The organism is Sphaerisporangium corydalis (genome assembly GCF_025506355.1).
GTDB lineage: Bacteria > Actinomycetota > Actinomycetes > Streptosporangiales > Streptosporangiaceae > Sphaerisporangium > Sphaerisporangium corydalis.
Window position 1 is genome coordinate 77,770 of record NZ_JANZYP010000021.1, and the last position, 12,498, is coordinate 90,267.

Consider the following 12,498-nt stretch of genomic DNA (forward strand, 5'->3'; position numbering starts at 1 on the left):
GATCATGATTCGCGTTTTCCTCGTGGACGACCACGAGGTGGTGCGGCGGGGCGTGGCCTCCCTGCTCTCCGCCGAGGACGACATAGAGATCGTCGGCGAGGCGGGCACCGCCGAGCAGGCCGTGGCCCGCATCCCGGCCCTGCGGCCCGACGTCGCGGTGCTCGACGTCCGCCTGCCCGACGGCAACGGGGTGGAGGTGTGCCGCGAGGTCCGTTCCCGCACGCCGGGCCTGTCGTGTCTCATGCTGACCTCGTTCGCCGACGACGACGCCCTCTTCGACGCCGTCATGGCGGGCGCGGCCGGGTACGTGCTGAAGCAGATCCACGGCTCTGACCTGGTCGGGGCCGTGCGCACGGTCGCCGAGGGCGAGTCGCTGCTCGACCCCCAGACCACCGCGTCGATGCTGCGGCGGCTGCGCGACGAGGCGACCAGGAAGGACCCGCTGGCCGCGCTCACCGGCCAGGAGCGGCACATCCTGGAGCTGATCGGCGAGGGCATGACCAACCGGCAGATCGGCGAGAACCTGTTCCTGGCCGAGAAGACCGTGAAGAACTACGTGTCGAACCTGCTCGCCAAGCTGGACATGCGCCGCCGCACGCAGGCCGCCGCCCTGGCCGCGCAGCTCAAGGCCGGCCGCCGCCACTGACCGCCTGGTCCAGCGGGACGCGCCAGGTCACGCGGGTGCCGCCGGTGGGGGCGTTCTCGGCGGTGAAGGTGCCGCCGAGGCGCAATGCCCGGTCGGCGAGGTTGCGCAGGCCGCTGCGGCGCCCGTCCGGCGGGAGGCCGGCGCCGTCGTCCTCGACGGCGAGCGTGAGCCAGCCGTCCGCGGCCTCCACCATGACGCCGGCCTTGGAGGCACGGGCGTGCCGCACCACGTTGGACAGGGTCTCCCGCAGCACGGCCAGCAGGTTCTCGGCGGGCTCGGGCGGCACCCCGTTGTCCAGCGGCCCCTCCATCCGCAGTCCTGGCATGAAGCCGAGGTGCCCGCGCGCGCCCTCCACCAGTCCGGTGATCTGCCCGCGCAGGCCGGGCGCGGTGCCGTCCCTCGGGGCCTGGAGCGCGAAGATGGTGGACCGGATCTGCCTGATGGTGCCGTCCAGCTCGTCGACGGCGTGCCGCAGCCGCGAGGACGCCTCCGGATGGTCGACCAGGCGGACCGCGCTCATGAGCGTCAGCGCGACCGCGAAGAGGCGCTGGACCACGACGTCGTGCAGGTCCTTGGCGATGCGGTCGCGGTCCTCCAGCAGGCCGAGCCGCTCGGCGTCCTCGCGGGCCTCGGCCAGCTCCAGCGCGATGGAGGCCTGGCCGGCGAAGGAGTGCAGCATGCGCACGTGGGACCGGCTGAACGGGATGCGTCCCGAGCGCTTCCCGAGGGCCAGCACGCCGCGCACGGCCCCGGCCGCGCCCAGCGGCACCGCCACGGCGGGCCCGACCTCCAGCTCGTCGGAGATCACCGCGGGGATCTCGGTCCCGGCCAGGTCGGTGACCGCGACGGGCTCCCCGCCGGTGAACGCGCGCCCCGACAGCGAGCCGGCGACGACCACCTCCACCGCGCCGACCTGGTCGGCCGCCACCCCGTCGGCGATCGTCACCCGCAGCTTCTCGCCGCCGTCGGAGGGCAGCAGCACCACCGCGACGTCGGCCTCGGCCATCTCGCGGGCCCGCCGGGCCATCAGCGTCAGCACCTCGTGGGACCCGGCGCCCGACAGCAGGCTGGTGGTCACGTCCGAGGACGCCTGGAGCCACGCCTCGCGCCTGCGGGTCTCCTCGTACATCCGGGCGTTCTCGATGGCGACGCCCGCGGCCGTGGCCAGGGCCACGACGATGGCCTCGTCGTCCTCCTCGAAGTCGCCGCCGCCGCGCTTCTCGGTCAGGTAGAGGTTGCCGAAGACCTCGTCGCGCACGCGGATCGGCACGCCGAGGAACGAGCCCATCGGCGGGTGGCCGGGCGGGAACCCGTACGACTCGGGGTGCTCGGCGATGCGGTGGAGGCGCAGCGCGCGCGGCTCCTTGATGAGCAGGCCGAGGAGGCCGAGCCCGTGCGGCCAGTGCTCGATCCTGGCGATCTCCTCCTCCGACAGCCCGACGGGGACGAACCGGATGAGCGTGTTCCCCTCGCCGATCAGGCCGACGGCGCCGTAGGTGGCGTCCACCAGCGTCGTCGCGGTCTCCACGATGCGGCGCAGCACGGTCTCCAGGTCCAGGTCGCTGCCCACCGAGACGACCGCGTCGAGCAGGGCGTGCACCCGGTCGCGGGTCGACAGCACGGTCTCCAGCCGGGCCCGCAGTTCCGACAGCAGCTCGTCGAGCCGCATGTGCGGCATGAGCGAGCGCGCTTGGACGTCCGCCATACAGGGAGTGTGCCACCGCGCGGCGCATCTGAATCTTGCCGAACCCGCAGGTCACGACATTTACGCAAAGGTCGTGCAGTCCTTGACCAATCGCCGACCGGGACCGCCCGTTCAGCGCGCGGCGGGCGGGTCGCGCGGGCGGACGATCGCGACGGGGCAGTGGGCGCGGCGCAGGACGCCGTGGCTGACCGAGCCGAGGACGGCGGAACTGAACGCGCCGCGCGCCCGGGACCCGACCACGACGAGGTCGGCGCTGCGTGAGGCGTCCGCCAGGGCGCGGACCGGGTTGCCGCGCACCGCCCAGCCGACCATCCGCACATCGGGGTACCGCTCCCGCCAGGGTTCCAGGCGCCGCTGGACCTCGCGCGACTCCGCCGGCCCGTCCCGCCCGCGCCGTGCGAACGCGCGCCCGCGCCAGGCGTGCAGGACGCGGACCCTGGCGCCCCTGGCCCCGGCCTCCTGCAGGGCGTAGTCCAGGGCGGCCAGCGACGGTTCCGACCCGTCGAAGCCGACCACGATCTCGCCGTGGCGGGTCGGGGCGAACCGGCGCACCACGACCACCGGGCCGGTGGCGTGCCCGGCGACCGCCCGGCCGACCGAGCCGAGCAGCATGCCGGTGAGGCCGCTCGCCCCCCTGCTCCCGAGGATCAGCGCGTCGGCGTCCTCGGACTCCGCGGTCAGCCTCTCCGACACCGCCCCGGTGACCAGCGCGGCGCTCGTCTCGACCGCCGGGGCGTACCCGTGCACGAAGTCCACGGCCCTGGCCAGCACGCCGCGCCAGTACGCAGGGAGCGAGCCGAGGGAGCCGGGCACCGCCTTGAGCGGGAAGTCGTAGGACCAGGGCTCCCACACGTGGACGATGCGCAGCCGCGCGCCCCTGCTCAGGGCGTCGTCGGCGGCCCATTCCACGGCGGCGGCCGCCGACGGGGAGCCGTCGACCCCGACGACGATCAGACCGGCCATGGCCCGCCTCCCCGCCACGACAGGAACAGCGGCGGCACGGTGGCCATGTCGTCGGTCTCGTAGCCGAGCTGGTCGTCGACCTGGATGACCCCGTCGATCGCCAGCACCCCCTCCACCACCTTCACGACCTGCGAGCGCAGCGGGACCTTCCCCTGGAGCGACACCATCCCGTGGTCGACCGTGATCGACAGGGCCTCCGGGTCGACGGTGGCGCGCCACACGGCGTCCTCGACGTCGGCCCGCACGTCCGAGGGCGGGCGCATGAAGATCTTGAGAAGGTCGGACTGGTGGACCGTGCCGACGATCTTCCCGCCCGCGTCGATCACGGGGAGCTGCCGTACGTGGTGGTCGTGCATGATCCGGGCCGCCTCCCTGACCGGGGTCGCCTCGGTCACGGTGATCGCGGGCGTGGTCATGACCTGGCCCGCCGTGCCGCCCTCGGCCTTGGCGCGTTCCCTGCGCCGGCGGGCGCCCTCGAACACCCCACCGTCGCCCGGGGCGGTGATCTCCTTGAGCAGCAGATCGTGCGCGGACACCACGCCCACCGGGCGCCGGTCGGGGTCGATGACCGCGACGGCGCCGACCTTGAAGCGGCGCATCGTCTCGACCAGGTCGGCGAAGGAGGTGTCGAGCTGGACCGCGATGGCCACCTTGCCCATGACCTCCCCGACATTCATCACCATGGCCGCCTCCCTGGTTCCGCCCTGCTTCGAGCATCCCTCGCGGCACGGCCACCCCGTCAGCGGCGAAAGTCCCCGGCGGCGGGGACCTTCGCCTCCGGAGGTCCCCGGACGGCGTCGCGGCCGTCCGGGGAGGTCGGGCCCGCCGTCCGAGGAGGTCGGGCCCGCCGTCCGAGGAGGTCGGGCCCGCCGTCCGGAGCGTCCGGGCGGGGTCAGCGGAGCAGGGCGGCGCCGATCTTGGTGTCGGTGTTGCTCACCAGGAACAGGGCCTTGCCGCTGTAGCGGTAGAGGCAGTTCGTCGGGGTGTAGATCAGCTCCCGGTCGTAGGCCGGGCCCATGGCGCCGCCGCTCCCGTCGGCGAGCTGGAACCGGAACGGCTGCGGGGGCTCCTCGTAGGTCCCGGTCCGCATCGCGATCACCGAACCGCCATCGGCCACGGCCGGGACGATCGTGCTCTTCTTCCCGATGTCCTTGGTCCAGCGCGGCCGGCCGGTGGCCAGGTCGAACGCGACCAGGGAGTTGGAGTCACGAAGGTCGGTGACCCTGGCGGCCTTGGTGGAGGCCACCAGCGTGCCCATGGCCACCACGGCGTGGTAGCGGGGCCGCGCCCCGGCGCTCAGCCCGATGGCCTGCATGTCCAGGGTGCCGTAGGACCCCTTCTCGGCGATGGTGGCGGTGGTCCGGCCGTCGTCCCCGACGACCAGGTACCGCCCGCCGCCGCCGTACACCGGCAGGGCGACGACCAGCGGGTCGGCGGCCACCAGCCACTTGCCGATGCCGGTGTCGTCGCCGGTGTCGGCGGCCGACAGGTCGCTGCGCCAGCGCTGCCGCCCGGTGGCCGGGTCGAACGCCAGCAGGGCGACGGGGTTGGCCCGGTCGCAGGAGGCGAGCGTGACCGCGCCCGCCTTGCCCACCAGCACGTCCCTGAAGATGCAGGAGGTCTCGCCCCCCTTGGCCTTCAGCTCCTTGGCCTCCCAGAGCCTGGCGCCGTCGGTGATCGAGAGCCCGACCGCGCTCCAGTAGGAGACCGCGAACACGGCGCCGTCGGAGATGGCCAGCGGCATGGTGTCCGGCGGTGTGGCGCCGATCCGCTTCAGGGTCGTGGCGGAGTAGGTGTCGGTCAGCTCGGTCTGCCAGCGGGCCTTGCCCGTGGCGAGGTCGACCAGCATGACGCCCAGGCAGTGGACGTTGGTGAGGGTCTTGCTGTAGCGGGAGGCGAACTCGGTGCCGTACGCCACCGCGACGGCGCCGCCGGCGGCCTCCTGGCTCACCCCGCAGAACTTCGCGCCCTGCGGGGGCCGCAGCTCCCACAGGGCCTTGCCGGACACGGAGTCGCGCGCGTACATCGACGCGTTGTCGGCCCGGACGAACGCGCCGGGCGTGACCCAGGAGCCGAGCACGCCGGAGAGGTTCACCCGATTGGCCACCGGGACGGCCGCGACCCGCCACCCGACCTGGCCGGTCAGCTCCCCCGTGGACGAGGCCACGCCGCCGTCCCCGCCCGTGCCTCCGGTGCCGCCGGACGTGCCCGCGTCGGTGCCGCCGTCCTTCAGCAGGCGGAGCCCCAGGAAGGCCGCGACGACCACGACGACCAGGACCACGGCACCGCCCACGAGCAGCCACGCCGTCCGCCCGCCCTTGGCCGGCGGCGGCCCGTACGGCGGCGGGCCCCCGTACCCCTGCGGCGCGCCGTACCCGGGAGGCGTCCCCTGCGGCGCCCCGTACTGCCCCTGAGGCCCGTACGGCGCCTGCGGGCCGGCGTACGGGGCCTGCGGGTTGACGTAAGCGCCCTGCGGGTTGGCGTACGGACCTTGCGGGTTCGCGTAGGGCTGATCTTGCGGGTACCCGTGCGGGCCCTGCGGGTTGACGTAAGGCTGATCTTGCGGGTTCCCGTACCGCCCCTGTGGCGGCGCCTGGTTGCCGTACGGGCCCTGCGGCGGGGCCGGGTATCCGCCCTGCGGACCGTAGGGCCCCTGAGGCGGCGGAGCCTGCCCGTACGGACCCTGCGGGTGGCCCCCCTGAGGCCCGTACGGGCCCTGCGGGGGAGCCGGGTTTCCCTCCGGGTACGGGTACGGCCCCTGGGCCGTGGGTCCGTACGGATCCGGAGGCGAGGCCGGGCTCCCGGGCGGGCCGTAGGACCCCGGCGGCGGGACGGGCCGGTCCTGCGGCCCGCCCGCCTGGCCGGGCGGCGGGTACTGCGGTTCGTGACTATCCCCGTGACTCACACGGTGAATGATATTGAGTGGAATCCTCCCTGTCCGGCGTGCCGGAGAATGCCCGTTCCGGTGCGCCGGGTACGGGTCAGGCCCACGGGCGGAAGACGGGCCGCACGCAGCCGTCCCTCTTGGAGCGGAACATGTCGTACCCCCTCGGGGCCTCGTCGAGGCTCATCGTGTGGGTCGCGAGGTGGGCCGCCCGGAGTTCGCCCTTGGACATGAGGTCCAGCAGCTTGGGAATGTAGCGCTGCCCGTGCTGCTGGCCGCCCCTGAGCGTCAGCCCCTTGTTCATCAGCGCGCCCAGCGGGAACCGGTCGACCGCCCCGGCGAAGAAGCCGAGCACGAACACCGACCCGCCCGTGCGGCAGGCATGGATGGCCTCCCGCACGGCGACCGGCCGGTCCTTGTCCATGTGGAGGCGCCGCCTGGCCTGGCCGTACATCCCCATCGGCCCCGGGCCTTCCGCCTCCAGGCCGACGGCCTCGATGCAGACGTCGGGCCCCCTGCCGCCGGTGCGCTCGCGCAGTTCGGCGACGACGTCGGTACGGGTGTAGTCGATCGTCTCGGCCCCGATGTACCGCTCGGTCATCGTCAGCCGCTCGGGGTGGCGGTCGATGGCGATCACCCGTTCGGCGCCGAGCAGGCAGGCGGCCCGCGCCGCCATCTGGCCGACCGCGCCGCACCCCCAGACCGCGACCACGTCCCCGGGACGCACCCCGCCCATGTCGGCGCCCATCCAGCCGCTCGGCGCCGCGTCCGAGGCGAACAGGGCGTCCAGGTCGTCGACCCCGTCGGGGACCGAGAACGCCCCGTAGTCGATGTACGGGACGCGGACGTACTCGGCGTGGCTGCCCCGGAAGCCGCCCATGGCGTGGGAGTGCCCGAACATCCCCGCCGTGGCGCCGCCCCAGATCATCTCGGTCATCTCCGGCTTGGGGTTGCTGTTCTCGCACTGGGACCACATGTCGTGCTCGCAGTGCCAGCACCGGCCGCAGCCGACGACCGAGCAGACCACCACCCGGTCGCCCACCTTGTGCCTGCGCACCTCGGTGCCGGCCTCGACGATCTCGCCGAGGAACTCGTGGCCGAGGACGTCGCCCGGGCGCATGGCCGGGATGTGGCCGTCCAGGAGGTGCAGGTCCGACCCGCACGGGGTGGTCATCCGCACCTTGACGATCGCGTCCTGGTCGTTGAGCATCCGGGGATCGGGCACGCGGCGCACCATCAGGTCGTTCACGCCCTGCCAGGTGAGCGCCTTCACGGCCGTACCCCCCCGCCCGCGCGGTGCGACGCCAGGTCGGCGAGCGTCCCGCCGGGGACGGGCCGGGTCATGGTGACCTCGTCGCCGCGCAGCACCTCCCCGGTCTCGATCAGGCACTTGGACTCCCGCAGCGCCCGCCGCACCATCTGGCGGGGGTCCTCACCGCCGAGGCGGGCCATCACCTCGTTCATCCCGCCGGCCATCGGCGCGACCGGCCGGGCGCCGAGCTCGGTGCCGCGGTCGCCGGGGGCCTCGCGGACCTGCACCTCGATCGTCTCGCCGAGCCGTGCCAGCGGCTCGGGCAGCCGCCCGTCGGGGACCACCTCCTCCGGCCTGCGGTTGATGGTGACCATCAGCCACCGGCCGGCCTCCCGTTCGGTCCTGACCTTGGTCTGGCGTGACGACAGCCACCGCATGACCCCCACGCCGGCGCCACCCAGCATCGTGGCCCCCAGAACAGCACGTTTCATGCCCTCTCCCCCTTTATGGACCGCTGCTCGAATGGCTACCCATCCGCACCCACGGTCACCTCGGGCCGGGCGGCACTTGAGCAGGAGTTGACGGGGGCCTGACCCCCGCCGATCGGCTCAGGCGGCGCCGATGGCGGAGAAAGACCATCCCGTGGCCTGGGACAGGGGGTCGGGCGGCAACGCGCGCCGTGCGTCGCGCAGGGCCTCGGCCATTCCCAGCCCGGCGCGCAGCCCCTCGTGCAGGGACACCATCAGCGGCACCGCCGCCGCGTCGTCGACCGGGACGACGCTCGCGACGATGCCCGCCGTGCCGAGGGGCAGCAGCGCCGCCGCCAGGCCGAGCAGCTCGTCGGCCCCCACGGGCTCCATGACGCCGGAGTCGCAGCTCGGCAGCACGATGCGGTACGGGGCGCGGCTCAGCCGTTCCACGTCGTGGACGGTGAGCTGGCCGTCGTCCATGCGCAGCGAGGAGAACATGGGGCTGTCGGCGCGGAAGGTCCCGTGCGCGGCGATGTGCGCGAGCAGGCTGCCGTCGATGGCCTTCAGCACGGCCGAGACGGTGGCGGTGCCGTCCTCAAGGACGGCCGCCTCGGGGTACCGCCGCGCCAGGAGCGGCACCTCGGCGCCGCCGGTCGAAAGTCCGGGGCCGCGCACCAGCACGACCCCGGCCTCGCGCGGCGGCGGCAGGTCGCCGGCGCGCAGCCAGGCGCCGGCGGACGGCGAGACGCCGAGCACGCGGTCGCGCAGGCCGGGCAGGGCCGGCCACGGCACCCCGTGCAGCCGTCCCGGCGGGACCATGACCACCGGGCCGTCACCGAGATGGCGCAGGGCGGGCCCGAGCAGCATGTCCTGGAGGCGGTGCGCGCCGGTCGCGAGGAGCCGGAACCGTTCCTCGGCCCCGTCGCCGCCCCGCCGCGCCGCGCCGTACGCGAGCCGCCGCAGGCCCGCGCGGACGTGGTCGATCTCGGCCGCCGCCTGGGCGGCACGGCCCGCCCGGAACCTGCGCACCCTCCCCCCGCCGCAGACCAGGACGTGGATGTCGCCGCCGATGCCGGCGATCTCGACCAGCCGGGCGTCGCCGAGGCGGTCCAGCAGGACCCGGGGGTCGAACGGGCGCCCGCCTGCCGTTCCGGCGCTGCCGGTACGCAGGGCCCGCGCGCGGATCGCCCGCTCGAGCCGCCGCTGCTCGCGTTCCAGCGCGGGGGCCGGGGCCCCCTGCGACCGGGCCGCCTCGGCGCGCCCGGCGATCTCGCGGAAGGCGGTGGTGTCGCGCAGCAGCCCGTGGTCGTCGGGCGGGCGGGTGGGCGGCACGGCGAGCGCGGTCGCCCGCCACCGCTCGCTCCAGACCAGCATGCCCCGGGCGTCGCCCGCCGCGAGGCTCATCTGCTGGGCGAGCGCCGCCAGCTCGGCGCCCTGGGCCGTCGCGCGGGCCCGCAGCTCCGAGGCGCCGAGGACCATGCGGTGCTCGTCGAGCACGTCGAGCCCACGGCGGCAGGCGTGCAGCACTCCCCTGGCGCGCCCGGCGGCCATCGCGCGCAGCGCCTGCGCCAGCCACCCGTCGGCGCGGGCGAGCGCCGGGCCGCGGTGGCGCCCGAGCGCGGCGGCGGCGAGGTGGGCGTCGGCGTCCGCCGCCCAGCCGAGCGTGAGGGCGACGCGCCCCGCGAGCAGGGACGCCTGCACGGTGTCGGGGGATCGGAGTTCGGAAAGGCGGGTGGCGACCGCGGCGATGTCGCGCACCAGGCGCCCGGAGATGCGGCCGGTGGCGACGCGCGACCGGAACAGCACCAGCCGCGCGTGCGCCTCCCCCCACTCGCGGCGCTGGCTCGCGAACAGGCGGATCGCGGCCCAGGCGCGGGTGACGGCGGTGTCGGGGTCGCCCGCGGCGATGGCGGCCTTGGCGGCGGCCAGCAGCAGCTCGGCCCTGGTGGTGCTCTGCCCCCGCATGCGCTCCAGGTGGGCCGTCGCGCCGTCGGCCTCCTGGAGCGCCTCCTCGGCGAGCCCGGCGGCCATGAGCACGTCGCACCGGTCGATGCTCAGGCCGAACGCCGGGGTGCCGAGGGCCTCGAACCGGCGGGCCGCCTCGTCCATGTGGCGCAGGGCGGTGGGCAGGTCGCCGGAGCGGAACGCCGCGCCGCCCCGGTTCCACACGGCCACGGCGCGGTCGTGGTCCTGGTGGGTGCGGTCCCACAGCCGCTCGGCGGCGACGAAGTCCCGGTCGGCCTGGTCGGTGGACCCGGACGCCAGGTGGACCAGGCCGCGCAGGGTCAGGGCCCGCGCGGTCCAGATCGTGTCGCCGGCCTCGCGCAGCACGGGGACGGCCCGCCGCAGGTCGTCGAGCGCCTCGCGGTGGCGTCCGAGCACCCACAGGACGCGGCCCCGCCGGAACAGCACCCGGGCGGCGGTGAGGCCCTCCCCCCGGGCCACGGCCGCGTCCAGGACGCGCAGGCCGCCGGCGGTGCGGCCCGTGTAGACGACCGCGACGCCCAGCGCGGCCAGGGCGTCGGCCTCGCGGCCGGCCGAGCCGGACCGGCGGGCGAGGGAGCGCGCCCGGCGAAGGTGGCCGACCGCGACGGTCAGGTCGCCGAAGTCGCGTTCCCAGATGCCGGTCACCTGGTGGGCGATGGAGGCGTCGTAGGCGGAGGGGGACGCGGCGAGCAAGGCGCGCGCCCCGGCCAGCGCCTCGCTCGGGCGCGCGAAGACCATGGGCAGCAGGTCCAGAGGATCCACCGCGCCTTCTCCGGCATGTGCGCTTCCCCCGGCCACGGATCGATGTTAGACGTGGGGGTTTCGGGGCGTCCACGGTGTATCAGCCGGACGTCATCCGGCTCTCATCCACGACGACCGCTGACACTGGCGCATGAAAAGGAGCCGATGATGGATCCCGACCGCTTCACCGAGCAGCTCGCCCAGATCTCCGAGGTGCTCGCGATTCCCCTGGTGGCCGGACACCGGGAGGACGGCGGCGCCTACATCTACGAACGCGACCACATCCTCGTGCGCCGCGAGGACATGCCCGACGTCTTCCCGGCGATCAACAGCGGCAGGCGCAACTCGATCCCCTTGCCGCACGAGAGCGAGATCAGGGCCGGTCTCTACCGGATCAACGTCGCCGATCCCGACCAGCTGTACGACCAGGACCCCGACGGGGGCGTGTCCAGGTCCCTGCAGGTGATCAAGGAGATTCAGGCGCGGAAAGGGGGCCCCAAGCTGGCCGGCCCCAACCACCTCATCGCCATCACCACCGGCGGGGTGAACTCCTGCCCATCGGACGAGCCCGCGAAGGCCGACGACGCGTTACATCCGGGGATCAGCGCGTCGTCCCTGTCCTCACCGAAGAGCCCGGTCTCCATGGTCGTGGTCGACACGGGCCTGCTGGTGAACCACAGGGACCTGTACCCCTGGATGACCAATGTCGTGCCGACTCCGGGCGAGCCCGTCAAGAAGAACCTCCCCCTGAGGCCGGACGACCCGCCGGGGATCGGGTTCACCCCGGCCGGACACCTTGGGGAACGCCTGTCGGACCCGGTGTACGACCCGCCCGCAGGCGACAAGGAGGTGGACGACCCGCGTGAGGACGTCGTCAGGGAGTACGTGGGGCACGGGACGTTCATCGCCGGGATCATCGCGGCCATCGCCCCGCACGCCGCGGTGCGCGTCTCCGGCAAGCTGAGGAAGGCGGGCGCGCTCGACGAGCACAAGTTCGGCCACGAGATCCTGGAGACCCTCGCCCCGGCGCCCGATGCCATCCAGCTCCTCCCGGCCTCAGGGGAGGCGGGGCACCGGTGGCCCGACATCATCAGCCTCTCCGCCGGGACCACCAGCGAGGACAGCACAGAGCTCCTGGGCCTGCGGGCGTTCATGGAGGAGCTGGCCCGCCATCCCGAGACCCTGCTGGTGGCGGCGGCGGGCAACAACGGGAGCGACGAGCCGTTCTGGCCCGCCGCGTTCGCGGGCGATCCCGCCCACCGCGACGCGGTGCTCTCGGTGGGGGCCCTGAGCATCGACGGCGTGACCGGCGCCTGCTTCTCCGACCACGGCGGCTGGGTGCGGGTGTACGCCCCCGGCGAGCGGCTGGTCGGGGCCTTCGTCGGCACGCCGGGCACGCCGAGGAAGTACCGGTACCAGCACTCGACCTTCGACCACTGCCGCTGGCTGGCGACCGACGAGCACCCCTACGCCTACGACTGCACCTGCGGCTTTCCCCCGCGCGTGGGAGCGGCCTCCACGAGCGTGGAGCGGGCCGACCTGGAGAGCTTCACGGGCAAGGCCGCGTGGAGCGGCACGTCCTTCTCCACGCCCATCGTCGCCGCCATGATCGCCAACGTGATGGCCGACAACCCCGGGCTCTCCTCCCGTAAGGCCGCCGCCCGGCTCCTGGCCGGCCCCGGCGTCCGGGAGGCGACGGTGCGCGGCCGCAAGGTCCCCGCCCTGTGGCCGCCCCAGTGGAAGGACAGGGCCGTGACCCCCTTCCCGCCGCGGCCCTGACCGCGCCGGCTCCCGCGATCCCATCGAGATGTGTGTCATGTCCGCCGGTGGCCTCACCCGTCGTACGATGAT

At 74.4% G+C, this 12,498-nt stretch carries 9 protein-coding genes; 2 read left to right on the plus strand and 7 right to left on the minus strand.

Translation table 11 applies throughout. From position 1 onward, the window contains the following. Positions 1-4 precede the first annotated feature (4 nt). Complete coding sequence (locus NYZ98_RS17025) at positions 5-646, plus strand: response regulator (RefSeq protein WP_262843763.1); 642 nt, start codon at positions 5-7, stop codon at positions 644-646. On the opposite strand, the gene NYZ98_RS17030 is transcribed toward NYZ98_RS17025, so the two are convergent. The 7 genes from NYZ98_RS17030 to NYZ98_RS17060 all read right to left on the minus strand — a co-directional run bounded on the left by NYZ98_RS17030 (position 624) and on the right by NYZ98_RS17060 (position 10,668). After that, positions 624-2,351 (minus strand): sensor histidine kinase, encoded by a 1,728-nt coding sequence (locus NYZ98_RS17030; protein WP_262843764.1) that lies wholly within the window; start codon positions 2,349-2,351, stop codon positions 624-626. The genes NYZ98_RS17025 and NYZ98_RS17030 overlap by 23 nt on opposite strands. A 111-nt stretch (positions 2,352-2,462) precedes the next feature. Then, the gene (locus tag NYZ98_RS17035) at positions 2,463-3,314 is read right to left on the minus strand and encodes a universal stress protein (protein ID WP_262843765.1); all 852 of its coding nucleotides are present in this window, start codon (positions 3,312-3,314) and stop codon (positions 2,463-2,465) included. After that, on the minus strand, positions 3,302-3,997 hold the full coding sequence (locus tag NYZ98_RS17040; protein WP_262843766.1) for a CBS domain-containing protein: 696 nt from the start codon (positions 3,995-3,997) through the stop codon (positions 3,302-3,304). Before NYZ98_RS17040 ends, NYZ98_RS17035 begins: the two co-directional genes overlap by 13 nt. Before the next feature lie 209 nt (positions 3,998-4,206). Next, positions 4,207-6,219, minus strand: a complete 2,013-nt coding sequence (locus tag NYZ98_RS17045; RefSeq protein WP_262843767.1) for an outer membrane protein assembly factor BamB family protein — start codon at positions 6,217-6,219, stop codon at positions 4,207-4,209. A gap of 76 nt (positions 6,220-6,295) precedes the next feature. Then, a complete protein-coding gene (locus tag NYZ98_RS17050; protein ID WP_262843768.1) occupies positions 6,296-7,471 on the minus strand; it encodes a zinc-dependent alcohol dehydrogenase in 1,176 nt (391 codons plus the stop codon). Beyond that, a complete protein-coding gene (locus NYZ98_RS17055) occupies positions 7,468-7,941 on the minus strand; it encodes a hypothetical protein (protein WP_262843769.1) in 474 nt (157 codons plus the stop codon). The genes NYZ98_RS17050 and NYZ98_RS17055 overlap by 4 nt, the downstream gene beginning before the upstream one ends. Positions 7,942-8,058: 117 nt before the next feature. Beyond that, on the minus strand, positions 8,059-10,668 hold the full coding sequence (locus NYZ98_RS17060; protein WP_262843770.1) for a CHAT domain-containing protein: 2,610 nt from the start codon (positions 10,666-10,668) through the stop codon (positions 8,059-8,061). 147 nt (positions 10,669-10,815) lie between these two features. Here NYZ98_RS17060 and NYZ98_RS17065 point away from each other — a divergent pair, with 147 nt between their 5' ends. After that, a complete protein-coding gene (locus NYZ98_RS17065) occupies positions 10,816-12,426 on the plus strand; it encodes a S8/S53 family peptidase (RefSeq protein WP_262843771.1) in 1,611 nt (536 codons plus the stop codon). The last annotated feature ends 72 nt before the right edge of the window (positions 12,427-12,498 follow it).

Coding starts and splice junctions, on each gene's coding strand:
- NYZ98_RS17025 (WP_262843763.1), top strand. CDS start 5: ATGATTCGCGTTTTCCTCGTGGACGACCACGAGGTGGTGCGGCGGGGC.
- NYZ98_RS17030 (WP_262843764.1), bottom strand. CDS start 2,351: ATGGCGGACGTCCAAGCGCGCTCGCTCATGCCGCACATGCGGCTCGAC.
- NYZ98_RS17035 (WP_262843765.1), bottom strand. CDS start 3,314: ATGGCCGGTCTGATCGTCGTCGGGGTCGACGGCTCCCCGTCGGCGGCC.
- NYZ98_RS17040 (WP_262843766.1), bottom strand. CDS start 3,997: ATGGTGATGAATGTCGGGGAGGTCATGGGCAAGGTGGCCATCGCGGTC.
- NYZ98_RS17055 (WP_262843769.1), bottom strand. CDS start 7,941: ATGAAACGTGCTGTTCTGGGGGCCACGATGCTGGGTGGCGCCGGCGTG.
- NYZ98_RS17065 (WP_262843771.1), top strand. CDS start 10,816: ATGGATCCCGACCGCTTCACCGAGCAGCTCGCCCAGATCTCCGAGGTG.